The following is a 17,695-nucleotide window of genomic DNA, read 5'->3' as shown; positions in this document are numbered from 1 at the left end:
CGCTACGCTAACGTAATTCGTAATTCGTAATTTGTAATTCGTAATTCGTAATTGAACCTGGGTGTATCTGTTGTGAAAGGACTTGAAAAATTAACTACTACGGAGTTATCAGCTTGGGTAGAACAAGCTAAAATCCAGGCTAAACAGGGACGAGTTATCGATCGCATTCCGCAATTAGTAAAAGCTAATCCTGGTTGGTTTGCAGTTCACGTCTGCTGTGAATCGGGGAAAAATATCAGCTTCGGAGATACCGCTTGTGTCTTCCCGCTAATGAGCGTTATTAAGACATTCTCTCTACTTTATCTGCTGGAACATTTTGGCGCAGAAACAGTTTTTGGCTGGGTTGGGGTGGAACCATCGGATGCACCCTTCAATTCTTTAGAACAATTAGTTAGCGATCGCGGCCGCCCCCGTAACCCGATGATTAATAGTGGGGCAATCACCCTCGCTGATAAGTTACCAGGAAAGGATGCTACCCAACGCACTTTTTTATTTTGTCAATGGCTCAACCAATTAGCAGGTTGCCAACTCAGTTTAGATGAAGTCATGCTGGCTTCAGTGCGATTAACACGTGCAACAGCCAATGAAGCGATCGCAAACTATCTTACCGAAACAGGTTATTTAGAAAATCTTGAAACAGCACTTGACACTTACGAACAAATATGCTGTATCTCTGGGCAGGTTGAAGATTTAGCCCTGTTAGGAAAACTTCTAGCTTGTGAAAGTGGGTTAGTTAATCCACAAAATCGCCAAACTGTCAATGCTGTGATGTCAAGTTGTGGACTTTATGAAGCTTCTGCCGAGTTTGCAGTCAGAATTGGTTTACCGATGAAATCAGGGATTGGTGGTGGACTTGTCGCAATAGTCCCAGGTGAGGGAGCGATCGCTTGCTACAGTCCTGGGTTGGATGATATAGGAAATCCTGTAGGTGCGATCGCATTTGTTGAGGGTTTAGCGCAAGATTTACAGTTGAGTGTCTTTGCTTAATTCTGGTTTTTCTGCTTCGGGAGCGCTTATTTTAGGTAACGGCGTTGATTCAGGAGTTGGTATTACCTCTGGCTGTGGTTCTGGTACAGGAGACTCAATAATCTCTGGCAGCGTGGGTGGCAAACTCGGAGATGGCGTAACTGTTACTTCTGGGGTAGGTGTCTTGCTCGTTCGACGCTTAAAATATCCGCTAAATCTAGATTTTGTTGTCTGAGGCACAACTTTTTCGGGTGACGGCGTTGATTCAGGAGTTGGCGTTACCTCTGGCTGTGGTTCTGGTGTTGGCGTAATTATTTCTGGTGCTGGAGACTCAATAATCTCTGGCAATGCAGGTGGCAAACTCGGAGATGGCTCAACTGTTACTTCTGGAGTAGGTATCTTACCCGCCCGACGGTTAAAAAATCCGTCAACTTTAGGTTTAGTTGGCTGAGGCGCAACTTTTTCAGGTAGCGGCGTTGATTCTGGAGTCGGCGTTACCGTTGGCTGTACTTCTGATGGTGTCGGGGATAAGGTAGGAGATGGTACAACCGTTGGAACTTCCAATTTTGGTTCTTCTGGCTGTGTTTCAGATTCTTTCGGAGCTTCAGTTTCAGGAAGGGGCTGCTTTTCTAGCTTCGGTTGGATTTGAGGTGTTTTTTCAACAGAAGGCGTAGGTGTAAGTTTATAATTCGGGTCTACAATGCCACGTACCTCATCTGCTGTGAGTTCTCCCCTCACGATTTTCGACAAAGTATCTTTACCCTTAGGCTGGTAGTCAATGACTCTGACTGTGGTGTTGAAGACATTTTTGAGAGGATTTCCCTGATTATCGAGAAATTCTAGCTTTATCCAGTTTTTACCAGTTTGGAAGCCTTTAAGATAAACTGCTTGCCAGCGATCGAAAACAAAGCTTTCACCATTAATTGTGACGCGGATGCGCCAATCACTAAATCCTTCGTTAGTGTTTTCCTTGTCAACGAGGTGCAGGGGAGCGTTAGTGAGATAAAAGTCCAGTAAGATTGGCTCTGCCCCATAGCTACTTTGAGGACGGCTGTAAGTTAGCAGAGGTAATTTGGAATCTGGGTTATTGTCGTCTGTTTTGGTAAAAACGTGAAATGTTGTCTGGGCATAAGCCCCTTCATTCTTAAAGCTTTCATGCCAAGGACGAGAGGCAAAGACGCGCAGAGTATGAGTACCTGGAGACAACTCTGGTAAAACCAAAGGTTGATTCAGGTCGTAAACAGGAATATAAGGTTGATTATCCAGAATTACGTGGAGATGTGGCCCCAGTTGTAATTGTGGGTCTTTAAATATTGGTAGATCCTTAACCTGAAAACTGGCTGTAACTTTATTATTTTGGAAAACTTCATCAGGTCTTGGAGTCAGAATTGCCACTTGTGGCTGATACACCTCCAAACTTGGACGCAGTGCTTGGATAACAGATGGCGGAGAAACTTCCGAAAATTGCTTTGAAATTTGAGAAATCTGTGGAGGGTTTTCTCTATAACCAGTAGATACTTCCTGGCTATCAGCCTTCTCGCCGCAACTGGTCAAGCTTAATACCAGTACCAATGTCATTATCCACCTAAGAATCGGGAACCTCTCAGGGAGGAGCTTCTCTAACACCCTTTTCTGCCACGAGTTCATGCGTTGCACCCAGTGATAGTCTTCGACAATTGCACAGATTATTTTCGCTCAAACTGTCCATCTGGCACTATAGCCCAAAAGGTAAATCTACCTTCCATTCCCTAAGCTTTTCTGTGTCTATTTCAGTAAATGTTAAAACGAGTCATACTTTTTACAGCTTTTTACTTACAACAATGGAAATATGACACAAATGTTCATGAGCAATAGCATTAAAAGCTGGAAATCGAGTGTATACAGCAAAATCATAAAACTTACGAATTGTTATTCTTTGTAAATTAAAATGGTTAATCTATTGACTTTTAGACAAATAGTTTGAAGTTAAAAGGCAGATAAGACGGTAATTTCAGCAATATTCCACCAAGTTTGAATTATTGTTAAAATATCTCCAACAAAGTGCAGGTGAAGACTCTATAATTCAACGAGAAACAACTCTCCACATAGGGTCTTCATCGCGGCTTCAGTAAAATTCTGAGTATGCGGTAATGGTTCACTTTGTGGTATTCATGATTCCTCATTCCTTATCAAGAGAGGAGGTCAAATGACAATAAGTCCTCCGGAGCGAGAGGAAAAGAAGGCAAGAATCATCGTCGATAACGATCCAGTTCCAACCTCATTCGAGAAATGGGCGAAACCTGGACACTTTGACAGATCCTTAGCCAGAGGTCCCAAAACCACCACATGGATTTGGAACCTGCACGCACTCGCCCATGATTTTGATACACATACAAGCGATTTAGAAGACATATCCCGCAAGATATTCTCAGCCCACTTCGGCCACCTAGCCGTAGTGATGGTTTGGTTGAGCGGGATGATTTTCCACGGCGCGAAGTTCTCTAACTACGAAGCTTGGCTAAGTGACCCGTTAAACGTTAAGCCTAGTGCTCAAGTCGTTTGGCCCATTGTCGGGCAAGACATTTTAAACGGTGATGTTGGCGGTGGTTTCCACGGTATTCAAATCACCTCCGGTTTGTTCCAAGTATGGCGTGGTTGGGGGATCACAAACTCCTTCCAGCTTTACGTTACTGCGATCGGTGGCTTGGTATTAGCAGGCTTATTACTATTTGCCGGCTGGTTCCATTACCACAAACGCGCTCCTAAACTGGAATGGTTCCAGAATGTGGAGTCAATGCTGAATCACCACTTGCAAATATTGCTAGGTTGTGGTTCCTTGGGATGGGCAGGTCACATAATCCACGTATCCGCACCGACCAACAAGCTTTTGGATGCAGGCGTTGCTCTTAAAGACATACCCTTGCCCCACGAGTTCATCTTGAACAAAGACTTGTTGACCGAGCTGTATCCCAGCTTTGCTGCTGGTTTAGCACCTTTCTTCACCTTGAACTGGGGTCAGTATGCTGACTTCCTGACCTTCAAGGGCGGTCTAAACCCAGTAACAGGCGGCTTGTGGATGACTGACATTGCTCATCACCACTTAGCGATCGCAGTTGTCTTTATCATTGCTGGTCATCAGTACCGTACCAACTGGGGTATTGGTCACAGCATTAAAGAGATCCTGGAAAACCATAAAGGTCCTTTCACTGGTGAAGGTCACAAAGGTCTCTACGAAAACCTGACCACATCTTGGCACGCTCAGTTGGCTACTAACCTAGCCTTCTTGGGTTCGCTGACCATCATCGTCGCGCATCACATGTACGCGATGCCTCCCTATCCATATTTGGCAACTGATTATGCTACACAGTTGTGCATTTTCACCCACCACATGTGGATTGGTGCATTCTGTATAGTCGGCGGTGCGGCTCACGCTGCCATCTTCATGGTGCGGGATTACGATCCGGTTGTGAACCAAAACAACTTACTGGATCGGGTGCTTCGTCACCGAGATGCGATTATTTCTCACCTTAACTGGGTGTGTATCTTCCTCGGCTTCCATAGCTTTGGACTTTACATCCACAACGATACAATGCGTGCCTTGGGCCGTCCCCAAGACATGTTCTCTGATACTGCAATTCAATTGCAGCCAGTGTTTGCCCAGTGGGTACAAAACATCCACACCCTAGCTCCTGGTGGCACTGCCCCCAACGCTCTAGAACCCGTTAGCTATGCTTTCGGTGGTGGGATTTTGGCTGTAGGCGGTAAAGTAGCGATGATGCCTATTGCTTTGGGTACGGCGGACTTCTTAATCCACCATATTCACGCATTCCAAATCCACGTTACTGTCCTAATTCTGCTCAAAGGTGTGCTGTTTGCCCGTAGCTCTCGTCTGATTCCAGACAAAGCAAACCTGGGCTTCCGCTTCCCCTGCGATGGTCCTGGTCGTGGCGGTACTTGTCAAGTATCTGGTTGGGATCATGTGTTCCTCGGACTTTTCTGGATGTACAACACAATATCCATTGCAATTTTCCACTTCAGCTGGAAGATGCAATCAGATGTCTGGGGAACCGTAGATGCAGATGGTGCTGTGACTCACATCACTGGTGGTAACTTTGCCCAAAGCGCCATCACCATTAACGGTTGGTTGCGAGACTTCTTGTGGGCACAAGCTACACAAGTCATCAATTCCTATGGCAGCGCGCTATCTGCTTATGGTCTACTCTTCTTAGGCGCTCACTTTGTTTGGGCATTCAGCTTGATGTTCCTGTTCAGTGGTCGCGGCTACTGGCAAGAACTGATTGAGTCCATTGTTTGGGCGCATAACAAACTGAAGGTAGCTCCAGCAATTCAGCCTCGCGCTCTGAGTATTATTCAGGGTCGGGCTGTAGGGGTAGCTCACTACCTCTTGGGAGGAATTGCCACAACTTGGGCGTTCTTCCATGCACACATCCTTTCAGTAGGGTAGCAATCAGCAAAATTTTGGATTTTGGATTTTAGATTTTAGATTCAATCCAAAATCCAAAATCTAGAATCCAAAATTGAACTGATACTTGATGGCTAAAGGTCAGAGGATTTATTAAACCTATGGCGACGAAATTTCCGAAATTTAGCCAGGATCTCGCACAGGACCCGACGACTCGTCGGATATGGTATGCGATCGCTACAGGCAACGATTTTGAAACCCATGATGGCATGACGGAAGAAAATCTTTACCAAAAGATTTTCGCAACTCACTTCGGTCACTTGGCAATCATCTTCCTGTGGGCATCCAGCCTCCTGTTCCACGTAGCCTGGCAAGGTAACTTTGAACAGTGGATTAAAGATCCCCTTCATATCCGTCCCATCGCCCATGCGATTTGGGATCCCCACTTTGGTAAACCAGCGATCGAAGCTTTTACCCAAGCTGGCGCTAGTAATCCGGTAAATATTGCTTACTCTGGTGTTTACCACTGGTGGTACACCATCGGTATGCGGACAAACAGTGAACTGTACACCGGTTCAGTTGGTCTGTTATTGTTCGCGGCTGTCCTCTTATTTGCTGGCTGGCTGCACTTGCAACCCAAGTACCGTCCTAGCTTGGCATGGTTTAAGAGTGCTGAACATCGCCTAAACCACCACTTAGCAGGTTTGTTTGGTGTTAGTTCTTTGGCTTGGGCTGGTCACTTAATTCACGTTGCTATCCCCGAAGCTCGCGGGCAGCACGTAGGTTGGGATAACTTCCTCAACACACCACCCCACCCAGCAGGTTTGACACCATTCTTCACCGGTAACTGGGGCGTTTACGCTCAAAACCCTGACACTCCTGGGCATATATTCAGCACATCTCAAGGTGCAGGAACTGCAATTCTGACTTTCTTGGGTGGTTTCCATCCTCAGACAGAAGCTTTGTGGCTGACTGACATAGCTCATCACCACTTAGCGATCGCAGTTATCTTTATAGTTGCCGGACACCAGTACCGGACTAACTTCGGAATTGGTCACAGCATCAAAGAAATGCTGAACTCCAAATCCGGTTTAGTACCTGGTAGCAAGAGCGAAGGTCAGTTCAACCTGCCTCACCAAGGGTTGTACGACACCTATAACAATTCACTGCACTTCCAGTTAGGTATTCACCTAGCTGCTCTAGGAACCATCACCTCTTTGGTGGCACAGCACATGTACGCCATGCCTCCTTATGCATTTATTGCTAAGGACTACACAACTCAGGCAGCGCTGTACACGCACCATCAATACATTGCTGGTTTCCTGATCCTTGGTGCTTTTGCTCACGGAGCTATATTCTGGGTACGTGATTACGATCCAGAACAAAACAAGGGCAACGTCCTTGAGCGCGTATTGAAGCACAAAGAAGCGATTATCTCCCACCTTAGCTGGGTATCTCTTTTCTTAGGCTTCCATACCCTCAGCTTGTACGTCCACAACGACGTAGTCGTTGCTTTCGGTACTCCTGAAAAGCAAATCCTGATTGAGCCAGTGTTTGCCCAGTTCGTCCAAGCTGCTCATGGTAAAGTACTGTACGGCTTAGATACTTTGTTGTCTAACCCAGATAGTATTGCCAATACAGCATGGCCCAACTACGCTAACGTCTGGTTACCAGGCTGGTTAGATGCCATCAATGCTGGTACTAACTCCTTATTCTTGACAATTGGCCCTGGCGACTTCTTGGTACACCATGCGATCGCTTTGGGTCTGCACACCACCACCTTGATCTTGGTCAAAGGTGCTTTGGATGCCCGTGGTTCTAAGCTGATGCCCGATAAAAAGGACTTCGGCTATGCCTTCCCTTGTGACGGTCCCGGTCGTGGCGGTACTTGCGATATCTCAGCATGGGATTCCTTCTACCTCGCTACATTCTGGATGCTTAACACCCTTGGTTGGGTTACGTTCTACTGGCATTGGAAACATCTAGGTATTTGGCAAGGCAACGTAGCTCAGTTTAATGAGAACTCTACATATCTCATGGGCTGGTTCCGCGATTACCTCTGGGCTAACTCTGCTCAGTTGATTAACGGTTACAACCCTTACGGCGTGAATAACCTGTCTGTCTGGGCTTGGATGTTCTTGTTTGGACACCTAGTTTGGGCTACTGGCTTCATGTTCTTAATCTCCTGGAGAGGTTACTGGCAAGAGTTGATTGAAACCCTTGTTTGGGCACACGAACGCACTCCTCTAGCTAACCTAGTTCGCTGGAAAGACAAGCCCGTTGCTCTCTCTATCGTTCAAGGTCGTGTAGTTGGTCTAGCTCACTTCACTGTTGGCTATGTCTTGACTTACGCTGCATTCTTGATTGCTTCTACTGCTGGTAAGTTCGGTTAATTCGGCTGCTAGTTTTGTAGATAAGTAATTTAAATCCCCTGCTGCAAGGTGGGGGATTTTTTCATTTTTGATTACTTTTTATACTTTTTTGGGAACTCTAAAGTATAGAAAACTGGTTTAGTTTTATAGATAGGCACTATAGGCGATGATGTCACTTTATGTTTTATTTCATCTCAAAATATAAGTAGTTTGAGTCCAGAAGAGTTCATCTTAGAACCTTTAGATCCAGATTTTACTAGTACTGGATTACGGGTTGCTTCTAAAGTTAGGGTTACTCGAATAACTACCATAGAGCGTAGACTAATCCCCAGAAGGATAGGTAAATTAGGAGAAAGTCAAATTCAGCAGTTTAATACAGTGATTCTTCAAGCGCTGAAACTGACATAATCTTAAATGTGTTATGTCTTGTTAGACATAATATTTCTCATAAATCCCAAAAGGATAATCAGGGTGCAATCCCACCAAATTTGCTAGAATTGCTAATACTGAATCGAATAGTACTTATTTACGACACTGCAAAGCAGCAAAAATTAGACCCTATCAGCTCGTTTTCCTCAAGGGTTTGCTAAATTCTTCATCAAATTGTTAACTGATGAAGGGAATATGGTTTTATATCCATTTGCAGGTTCTAACACAACTGGTTTTGTTGCACAGACTCTGCAACACCAATAGATTTGTTTTGAAATTAACGAAGATTATGTAATGGGAAGTCGTTATACGTTTTAGTCAATAATCAAATTAAGTAAAGAGTCAGGACTGAGGAGTTAAAATTTATAACTCCTAACTCATAACTACTCACTTAAATTTCTCCATTCACCTGCATTTGGTGAACTCGATCGGCTAGCTCTTGACGACCTTGATCGTCTAGTTTATCAATAGCTAACATTCCCATAAGAATCACTTCTTTCAGTGTTAAACGTGTCGAATGTACCTGTTTTTGCACAATCTCCTTAATAATTGGACTGACACCAATCGCTGTACTAGCTCTAGCCACGGAAGAACAAAAACTAATGATTAAGCCTAAATCTTAGCACTTCCTATGAAGTTATTTTCTATAGTTAAAACTTAATTTAAAGGTGTTTCAACTCATACTTCTACAGGCAAAGATCAACTTAAAATTATATATACATAACTACAACACAAGTACAGAGAATTGCTTTAATACTGGGCAATCTGTATCAAAGCCTAAATCATGCCATCAAACCTAAGAGCTAACTTTTGGATGAAAATAAATTTAACTTTTGTTATATCGACGTAATCTGTATAATTTTTGACTGCACTATAGATGATTTTAGAATTATCCCAAACCAGTTTGAGCGCCTAAGTTTTTTAGAGCAAGTTCTTAAACATCAACAATGATAACCTTTCTCTTGCTCAAAAACAGTAGATAATCCTATGATATCAACTAATCGCAAACTTATATACACTTACAATATTTGTAGACACTGAGTTATAAAAAATGGCCGTTTTATGAAAAAAATGCTTTAAGTACCAGTATTTTTGCAAATCAGACTTGTATACCACCGAAAAAACCGTACTTTAAAGAGATCGTAAATTGTCTAAGATAATCTACTCAACACGCTTTACAGAACTATACAGTGTAAATAAGAATAATAACTTAACCGAAGTAAAATTTTCCTGAATACAGGCAATTAATGATGTGATAGGGAAAAGCAGTGAGTAGAGGAGAGAGAAAGCGATGAGGGACCCTTATCTGTTGGCAGCAGGCTTGTTAACAGGATTAGCAATACCAGCATCGGCTCTTCCACATTTGTCGATTGTCCTGCCAGAAAGTTCTAGATTCCTGTGGGATTTAAAACAAGGCTCGCAGACAATAGTAAGTAGACAAATCATCCCCAGCGTTGATCTCTCCTTACCAGAACTCAGTGGGCAAGCGTTCCAACCCCTAAAAAATTCACAGCCGACGGTAGACGAGAAAAACGTCTCTAGCGTACCCGAACTCAGTAGTGAAGGATTACCAGCCTCAACAGAATCATTAGTCAAACCCAGTGCCCAAGCAACTGGTATTTCTTTGACATCTGGTAATCAACTTTACTACCAAAGATTGGCGGCTCTGAAAACAGGTCAGATTTATACGCGCGTAGATAGTGATAATTTGCAATCTTTGTGGGAGTCGATCAGAAAGCGTCAACTAACTTATGATGACTGGAAAAGTTTATTAGCTTTAGAAGCTAGAGCGATCGCTCAAGGTCAAGGTGCAAATCATCTAAGCATCTTAGTTGGTGATTCTTTGAGCATGTGGTTTCCTAGAGAAAAACTGCCTACTGGGAAATTGTGGCTCAATCAAGGCATCTCTGGAGATACTTCCAGTGGGGTTTTAAAAAGGTTAGGGGCATTTTCGGCAACCCGACCGGATGTGATTTATGTCATGGCTGGGATTAACGACTTACGAAAAGGCGCTAGTGATGACACAATTTTGCGTAATTATCGCCGGATTGTTCGTCGTTTACGGGATTCTCACCCAAAAGCTCAAATCATTGTCCAATCAATTTTGCCTACTCGCCTAGCAAAACTTTCCAATAGCCGCATTCGTCACATCAACACCGAACTAACCCAAATTGCTAAAAAAGAAGGCGCTAATTATCTAAATATTTATAGCTGGTTTACCGATATGGAAGGCAATATGCGCCCAGAGTTGACCACAGATGGTTTGCACCTGTCACAAGAGGGTTATGATGTATGGCGCTCGGCATTACAGCAGATAGAGTACAAGGTAACTCAGCGTGAAGATTGAGCGATCGCTCGACCCTTGAAGCGATGTCTATGACGGGCTGCGCCTACGCAATTTTAGATTTATGGAAATTACCGACAACGATGCCATCACCATACGCTCTCTAATTGAAAACCAATTGGCAGCCTTTAAAAAGGATGATGCCCAGGGCGCTTTTGCCTTCGCCAGTCCAGGAATTCAGGCGCAATTTGGTACCCCAGAAAATTTTATGCAGATGGTGAAGATAAGTTACCCATCTGTATACTGTCCTCGCTCTGTCTTTTTTGAGAAGATAACAACCATCCAGGAAAACATAACTCAGCCAGTGCTACTACTTGCTCCTGATGGAGTTCCCTTGAGAGCTTTATATCTCATGGAAAAACAGCCGGATAATGCCTGGAGGATTAACGGCTGCTTTCTAGTTTCTGTAGAAAGTAAAGAAATATAAACTGGATCTCTATAAAACCAAAATTTTATAATTTAACGCCTAAGGCTTCCCGATTATTCAAAACCTGATTTAACTTACCACTGCGATAACCTTCCAAATCCAGAGTTACGTAAAGAAATCCAAAATCCTGAAATACAGAAACTACTTTTTGCAAATCTGTCGTTAACACAAACTCTTTAATCTGTTCTGGTGATAATTCAATGCGTGCTGTATCCCCTTCCGATCGCACACGCAAATTTTGCCAACCCAGCTTTCTTAAGAAAATTTCTGCTCTACCAACTCGTTGTAACTTAGCAACAGTAATCTCTTCACCATAAGGAAATCGAGAACTTAGGCAAGGTTGAGCCGGTTTATCCCACCAAGGTAAACCGAGTTGTTGCGAAAGTTGGCGAACTTCAACTTTGGTGACACCCACTTCAGCTAAAGGCGATCGCGCCCCTCTTTCTTTTGCTGCTTGAATTCCTGGACGATAATCATGCAAATCATCGGCATTTACCCCATCCACTACGTAGGGATAACCCAACTGCAAAGCTAAAGGTTTGAGAGTGTCGTGCAACTCACTTTTGCAAAAATAACAGCGATTAACCGGGTTAGAAGTGTAATTGGGATTTTCCATCTCGTGAGTCTGGACGATTTTATGAGCAATCCCAATAGTTGCGGCTTGAATTTTGGCATCTTCCAACTCTTCTGGCAACAGCGAAGGAGAAACAGCCGTGACAGCCAGAGCGCGATCGCCCAACGCATCATAAGCAATTTTGGCAACCAAAGTGCTATCAACGCCCCCAGAGTAGGCAATCAATGCCTGATCCATCTCTTCAAATAAGGCTTTTAATTGCTCAAATTTTTCCGTCAGCATCATTTCCCAATCCTACTCAAAGCCTATAGCACCCAACCATTTTTATTGTAGTCATTTGTTATGTTATGGGGCATTGGGCATTGGGAATTGGGTATGGTTATTTATCATTTTCCTGTTCCTTGTCCCCCTTGTCTCCCTCTGCCCCCCTGCTCCCTGCCTCTCTATATTGCCAGTTTGCTGTACTTGGCTACCAGACTGGCTAAAAGTGGTAAATCAATCGGTTTAGAAATATAGTCATTTACTCCAGCATTTAGACAGGTTTCGCGATCGCCTTTCATCGCCATTGCTGTTTGAACAATTACCGGAATCGTCTTATATTGCTCGTGTTCTCGCAGTTGTCGTATCAAGTTAAGACCATTTCCATCTGGCAGATAAACATCCATTAAAATCACTGCTGGGTCTAGCTGTGTTAGAGCTTCCCACATCTCGGCAGCATTCTTAACCCAAGTCACCTGATATCCTAATTTCCGTAGATAAATTTGCATCAAATCAGCGTTGGGTAAGTCATTTTCTACCAGCAAAACATCTACAGAAGAACTAGGGGGGAAAGGCAGAAGAGATGAGGAATATTTTGCTTCCTCATCTCCCTCATCTCTCTTATCGATTCCCGCTCCCGCCTCTTGCTGAAGGGGAAGTATAAGGGTAAAACGGGAGCCGCTATCTACTTCAGATTCCACTTTCACAGAACCACCGTGAATTTGGGCGAGTTTCCGAGTCACTGCTAAACCCAAACCAGTCCCCTCAGCACCACCAGCAATAGCCTTAGCAATTTGGAAATAGGGTTCAAATAATTGAGTCTGGTCTTCTTGAGAGATGCCACTGCCAGTATCCCAAACTGTAAAATGTACAGATATACCTTTGGCAACAACCTGTAAGCCAACACTTCCTTTGCTGGTGAACTTTAAGGCATTGAAGAGTAAATTCAACAGCATTTGCTTGAGTCGCAAAGAGTCGGCTACTAGGGTTCTGATATTAGGGTCAATTTCTAGGCAAAGTCTTAAATCCTTATTAGCGGCTTTCTCTTTCACCAGTGCTAAAACATTGCTACATAGCAGTGGCACATCTACACATTCCCACTGCACCTCTAGCTGGTTTGCTTCAATTTTTGAAAGATCCAAAATATCATTAATCAGGGCTAGCAAGTGCTTACCGCTAGACTGAATGATATTTAAATACTCCCGTTGACGTTCTATAGTTGGTTCGTACCCTGGAGCTAAAAGCAGATTGGTAAAGCCAATAATAGAACTAAGCGGTGTGCGAATTTCGTGGCTGGTGTTTGCCAGAAACTGGTTTTTCAGTTGATTGGTGCGCTCCAATTCTTGATTGGAGTTACTTAACTGTTGATATTGTTGCTGCCAACATAAGATGTGCCTCAGTTGTACCAAAGCTGTTGTACAGTAGTTGGCAAACCTGGACATCAATTGCGATCTGAGTTGGGCTTTTGATTCTATGAGCGACTCACGATCGGAACTTAGGGGCGCTGCGGCGATAATTAGCCAGCCCATAATGCTGCCAGAATCATCAGCTAACCGCCAAGCGCTTGGTGGCTGTTGATTCTCAAGTTGCTGTAAATCTTTGAATTCTATAACCTCTTGCAATCTCAACAGCAGCTTTTTTTCTGCTGTCAGCACATCTACAAATAAAGGTTGTGAGTTTTGAGATGGAGAACGAGAAACATAGCAAACTGTGGCTACAGTTTCTTGTGGTTGAAACATAGCAATGCCTACGGCATAATCTGTAAGTGCCAGATTAGTGCTGTTCATTACACTGTTAATCTCGTTAACCACAGCTTGGAGAACTTCTGATTCTGCGAATTCTGCCTGTAGGACATTGTTACAAGCAGAAAGCAGATAATGATTTAGGCGACTTTGCAACTGGTTCAAGCTGCTCTCCAGCCACAACTTGGCGCGAAGTTGCTGAATTGTTGTCAAAAGTTTTGGCGTTGCATCTATCTGTGAGTTTTGGTCTGGTAAGCTTGAGTACTGCTGCATGGTCAACTAGACCGCTTAACAAATTTAGCTTCACATAAAAATCCGAAAAGGATTTTATGTATATTAGCGGACAATTCTTTTTTATTTATAAACCATAACTTATGTTGTTATAAACCATAACTTATGATGTCGAATTTAGCAGCTAGTCCAAAAAAATTATTATCTGAACCACTGACCTAAAATTTGTTAAAGCAACTTAAGACTTATGGATACACAATTCGCGCAACTAATCGTCAATGGGATTGCGGTAGGGAGCATTATTGCTCTAGCCGCAGTCGGACTGACTCTTACTTATGGAATTTTACGGTTATCTAACTTTGCTCATGGTGACTTTTTAACTTTAGGAGCCTATCTCACTTGGCTGATCAATAGTATTGGAGTTAATATTTGGCTGTCAATGATCTTGGCGGCGGCGGGAACAGTAGCAGCAATGCTGTTATCGGAAAAGTTATTGTGGTCAAAGATGCGCTCTATCCGTGCTACTTCCACTACGCTGATTATTATTTCTATCGGGCTTGCCTTATTTCTTCGTAATGGAATTATTTTTATCTGGGGTGGCAAGAACCAAAACTATAATTTACCTGTCACCACAGCTTTAGATATTTTTGGTTTAAAAGTACCGCAAAATCAATTATTGGTATTGGGGTTAGCGATACTAGCAATTTTTGCACTGCATTACCTGCTGCAAAATACCAAAATTGGTAAGGCGATGCGAGCAGTTGCTGACGATCTGGACTTAGCCAGGGTTTCAGGTATTAATGTTGACCGAGTAATTTTCTGGACTTGGCTAATTGCTGGCACTCTGACTTCATTGGGAGGCAGCATGTATGGGTTGATTACAGCCGTGCGTCCAAATATGGGATGGTTCTTAATTTTACCGTTATTTGCCTCAGTTATTCTTGGGGGGATTGGCAACCCTTATGGTGCGATCGCAGCAGCTTTTATCATTGGCATCGTCCAAGAAATTAGCACCCCCTGGCTGGGTTCACAGTATAAACAGGGTGTAGCACTATTAATCATGATTTTGGTGCTGCTCATTCGTCCCAAAGGTTTATTCAAAGGAACGATTTGAGCAGCACCATTCCCCTTCTAACTACTCAATAATGTGGAAATAGTAGGCAGCCACCAAAAAATTGATAGCTAACAATAACAGTGCCCAGCCTGTACGAAAGGCGTAGGGAGGTTTTGCTCCACTGTCTGCAACTGGGGAATTTGCAGGATTCTTCGTTGTTTTAGCAGTCATAATGCGATTCTCCTAATGTCATGACTTTTTAAGAAATACCAAACTGGCGTACCAAATACCCAAATTCTTTAAGAATATTTGTGTGAATTTGGGAAATTGGATTAGGGGGAGAGGTGACAGGTGACAGGTGACAGGGAATAATCTGTACCCTATTCCCTTCTTCACTCCTCTCCAGCATGATAGGAACTGCGAACTAGAGGCCCAGAACGGACATGGTTGAATCCCATTTTCCATGCTAATCTGCCGAGTTGATCGAATTCCTCTGGAGTCCAATATTTTTGGACTGGGAGATGTTCTAAAGAAGGACGCATATACTGCCCGATAGTCAAGCGATCGCACCCCACAGCCCTTAAATCAGCCATTGCTTCGACGACTTCATCAAGAGTTTCGCCATGTCCCAGCATCAAACCTGATTTGGTAGGGATTGCCGAATCGATTTCTTTAACCATAGCAAGTACCAAAAGCGAGCGATCGTATTTGGCTCCCCGGCGCACTGGCCCAGTTAACCGCCGCACTGTCTCGATATTGTGATTGAAACAAGCTGGTTTGGCTTCTACAATTATCGCTATGCGTTGGCGTTGACCTGATTCTCCTACACCTGCACCGCCCCAAAAATCTGGGGTCAGCACTTCAATTTGAGTCTCTGGGTTTAACTGACGGATAGTAGCGAGCGTCTTTACAAAGTGACCTGCGCCCTGATCGGGCAAGTCATCACGGGCGACAGAAGTCAGCACCACATAACGCAATCCCAAAAGCTGTACTGCCTGTGCAACCTTTTGGGGTTCCTCTAAATCAAGAGGCATCGGTGCATGACCTTTATCTACTTGGCAAAAAGCACAAGAGCGTGTGCAGGTAGGCCCCATTAGCAAGAAAGTTGCAGTTTTTTGGGCATAGCACTCTCCCCGGTTGGGACAGCGGCCTTCTTCGCAAATTGTGTGAATTTGGCGCTGCTTAATAATGCGTTGTACGGTAGAGATTTCACTGGCTTTACCGATAGGGCGACGTAACCAGCTAGGCATTGCCGCAATTTCAGACTTTAGTTCGGCTTGTTGTGACGAAATCATAGACATCCAAGCAAGATACGGATATAAAGTAGTGGTCTTTCAATGGACAAGAATAGACGTAGAAGACGGTCTTAATATCTCCGTGTCTCCGTGTCCTTATATGCTTTATGCCTTAGAACAAAGCTAAAGCCTTAAATATCACCATGACATAAATTGAAAAGAGCGCCAGCAAAAGTTTTACAAAACACCTCTAGCAATGTCATTTATACCGAAATATACTATCCCCCAATTGCTAGAAATTTTGTATATAGTGGGAGGATTCTCAAGGACAATCGGCAAAGCCGCTATTTACACTTAAAGTTTCTGTTAGAGCAAACAGTCGTGGCAAGCAACAAGATTTTAGTTATCGATGACACTACAGTTGTCAGGGTAAAAGTACGAGAAATGTTGCCTCCGGGCAATTTTGAGGTACTGGAAGCAAAAGACGGTTTGGAAGGACTAAATTTCATTCTTCAGGAAAAACTCAGCTTGATTATGCTGGATTTTCTGTTGCCTAAAATGAGTGGCTGGGAGGTTTTCCAGAAAGTTCAAGCCGATCCGGAATTAAGAAAAATTCCTTTGGTGATCATGTCTGGTCGCAAGGAAGAAGTAACCGAGAAAATCACAGAACCCTTTGAATACTTTGAATTTCTGGGCAAGCCTTTTGATCAGAAGCAACTAATTAACGCAATTAAGTTAGCCATGAGTAAGGCGAAACAGCCGCGCCCAGAATTAGTCGCAGTAGGAGCAGGGGTTGCTGTTAAAAATAGCACAGTTGCTACTTCTAGTGTTGCTACTACTACGGTAGCAGCCCCTAGCGTTGCAAATACTGCTACCGTAGCAACTCCTACTGCTGCCAATATTACGATGCCTACGGCGGCAAGCAACGCAACCCCTACTGACCGAGGAGTCTCTGAGGCAGAAATTAATGCGTTGAACGAGAAAATTGTCAAAATGCAAGCTGAAATCGATGGCTTGAAGAAACAGCTAACTCAAGTTGTTACCTTTATTAAACAAAAAATAAAGTAGCGTTTGTGTTCATTATTATTATCGCAGCCGAAATACCCGGTTCATCATACTGGGTGTGCTATTAAAAGCGGGTAAAAATAGTTAATTCAAAAATACTTATTTTGACAAACCATCGTTGACAACAAAATTCAAAAATAGGAAAAACTACATATAGGGGTAATTCATGAATTACCTCTATATTTAATTTTGTGTAAGTTTTATAGGTGCATCTTCAAAAAGAAATATAGCAATCCAATTTGATTTCTGTTCGCGCAGCGTGGCGTAGCTATAATTATTTGCGTGGTGCGCGTTCGCGGAGCGTGTCGCAGGCAAGCCTCTCTTAGAGAAGCGTCTCGCAGAGAAACGAAGCGCGATAGGCAGGCAATAGTCAAGAAGGTTCTTTGAAGCTATACTGATTTTTTTCAATAATCAAATATGAGTCCTATAGTATCAGCTGTTAGTCTACTGAAACAGTTCTAGACCAACTAAACCTACCGCAGTTTGTTCTTAACCTAAGAAAAACGGCAGGCTTTTTATTGGTTAGTCTCACAGATATACAATCTGCATCAGAACTTGATAAATAACCTACAGATAGAAAGAAAGCAGTAATACGG

14 protein-coding genes and 1 pseudogene are annotated in these 17,695 nt (G+C 43.4%); 9 read left to right on the top strand and 6 right to left on the bottom strand.

Going from position 1 to position 17,695, the window contains the following annotated elements:
- The first annotated feature begins 72 nt into the window (after positions 1 to 72).
- Positions 73 to 987, top strand: a complete 915-nt coding sequence (locus GNF10_RS08130; protein WP_185586357.1) for a glutaminase — start codon at positions 73 to 75, stop codon at positions 985 to 987.
- Here the strand turns inward: GNF10_RS08130 and GNF10_RS08125 are convergent.
- Positions 964 to 2,613, bottom strand: a complete 1,650-nt coding sequence (locus GNF10_RS08125; protein ID WP_185586358.1) for a hypothetical protein — start codon at positions 2,611 to 2,613, stop codon at positions 964 to 966. The genes GNF10_RS08130 and GNF10_RS08125 overlap by 24 nt on opposite strands.
- A gap of 538 nt (positions 2,614 to 3,151) precedes the next feature.
- Here GNF10_RS08125 and psaA point away from each other — a divergent pair.
- The 4 genes and pseudogenes from psaA to GNF10_RS08105 form a co-directional block, all read left to right on the top strand.
- Positions 3,152 to 5,410 (top strand): photosystem I core protein PsaA, encoded by a 2,259-nt coding sequence (gene psaA / locus GNF10_RS08120; RefSeq protein ID WP_185586359.1) that lies wholly within the window; start codon positions 3,152 to 3,154, stop codon positions 5,408 to 5,410.
- 119 nt (positions 5,411 to 5,529) lie between these two features.
- Positions 5,530 to 7,761, top strand: a complete 2,232-nt coding sequence (gene psaB, locus GNF10_RS08115) for a photosystem I core protein PsaB (RefSeq protein WP_185586360.1) — start codon at positions 5,530 to 5,532, stop codon at positions 7,759 to 7,761.
- Positions 7,762 to 7,890: 129 nt separating this feature from the next.
- Entirely contained in the window at positions 7,891 to 8,148 is a 258-nt protein-coding gene (locus tag GNF10_RS37820) for a type II toxin-antitoxin system PemK/MazF family toxin (protein WP_311774136.1), read from the top strand.
- A 26-nt stretch (positions 8,149 to 8,174) separates the two neighbouring features.
- Positions 8,175 to 8,433: pseudogene (locus GNF10_RS08105) on the top strand (DNA methyltransferase); the annotation flags it as partial.
- A gap of 127 nt (positions 8,434 to 8,560) precedes the next feature.
- On the opposite strand, the gene GNF10_RS08100 reads toward GNF10_RS08105, so the two are convergent.
- Entirely contained in the window at positions 8,561 to 8,755 is a 195-nt protein-coding gene (locus GNF10_RS08100) for a hypothetical protein (protein ID WP_185586361.1), read from the bottom strand.
- Between the two features lie 705 nt (positions 8,756 to 9,460).
- On the opposite strand from GNF10_RS08100, the gene GNF10_RS08095 reads away from it, so the two are divergent.
- Together GNF10_RS08095 and GNF10_RS08090 are read left to right on the top strand one after the other, a co-directional pair.
- Positions 9,461 to 10,516 (top strand): SGNH/GDSL hydrolase family protein, encoded by a 1,056-nt coding sequence (locus tag GNF10_RS08095; protein WP_185581600.1) that lies wholly within the window; start codon positions 9,461 to 9,463, stop codon positions 10,514 to 10,516.
- Positions 10,517 to 10,577: 61 nt separating this feature from the next.
- Positions 10,578 to 10,940 carry a DUF4864 domain-containing protein gene (locus tag GNF10_RS08090; RefSeq protein ID WP_185581601.1) on the top strand — a complete coding sequence of 121 codons (363 nt, stop codon included), beginning with the start codon at positions 10,578 to 10,580 and terminating at the stop codon, positions 10,938 to 10,940.
- A 25-nt stretch (positions 10,941 to 10,965) separates the two neighbouring features.
- On the opposite strand, the gene larE is transcribed toward GNF10_RS08090, so the two are convergent.
- Together larE and hrmK are read right to left on the bottom strand one after the other, a co-directional pair.
- Positions 10,966 to 11,799, bottom strand: a complete 834-nt coding sequence (larE, locus tag GNF10_RS08085) for an ATP-dependent sacrificial sulfur transferase LarE (RefSeq protein ID WP_185581602.1) — start codon at positions 11,797 to 11,799, stop codon at positions 10,966 to 10,968.
- Positions 11,800 to 11,957: 158 nt separating this feature from the next.
- Complete coding sequence (gene hrmK / locus GNF10_RS08080) at positions 11,958 to 13,787, bottom strand: hybrid histidine kinase/response regulator HrmK (protein WP_185581603.1); 1,830 nt, start codon at positions 13,785 to 13,787, stop codon at positions 11,958 to 11,960.
- Positions 13,788 to 13,992: 205 nt separating this feature from the next.
- On the opposite strand from hrmK, the gene GNF10_RS08075 reads away from it, so the two are divergent.
- Positions 13,993 to 14,859, top strand: coding sequence for a branched-chain amino acid ABC transporter permease (locus GNF10_RS08075; protein WP_114081184.1), 867 nt, complete (start codon positions 13,993 to 13,995; stop codon positions 14,857 to 14,859).
- A 21-nt stretch (positions 14,860 to 14,880) separates the two neighbouring features.
- Here GNF10_RS08075 and GNF10_RS08070 read toward each other — a convergent pair whose 3' ends face one another.
- Both GNF10_RS08070 and lipA read right to left on the bottom strand, forming a co-directional pair.
- Positions 14,881 to 15,030: a photosystem I protein PsaX gene (locus GNF10_RS08070; protein WP_185581604.1), complete on the bottom strand. Its 150-nt coding sequence runs from the start codon at positions 15,028 to 15,030 to the stop codon at positions 14,881 to 14,883.
- Between the two features lie 161 nt (positions 15,031 to 15,191).
- On the bottom strand, positions 15,192 to 16,094 hold the full coding sequence (gene lipA / locus GNF10_RS08065) for a lipoyl synthase (protein ID WP_185581605.1): 903 nt from the start codon (positions 16,092 to 16,094) through the stop codon (positions 15,192 to 15,194).
- 321 nt (positions 16,095 to 16,415) lie between these two features.
- Here lipA and GNF10_RS08060 point away from each other — a divergent pair, with 321 nt between their 5' ends.
- Positions 16,416 to 17,102, top strand: coding sequence for a response regulator (locus tag GNF10_RS08060; protein ID WP_185581606.1), 687 nt, complete (start codon positions 16,416 to 16,418; stop codon positions 17,100 to 17,102).
- The last annotated feature ends 593 nt before the right edge of the window (positions 17,103 to 17,695 follow it).

The organism is Nostoc sp. UCD121 (assembly GCF_014222285.1).
GTDB lineage: Bacteria > Cyanobacteriota > Cyanobacteriia > Cyanobacteriales > Nostocaceae > Nostoc.
This window is presented reverse-complemented; position numbering and strand designations above follow the sequence as displayed.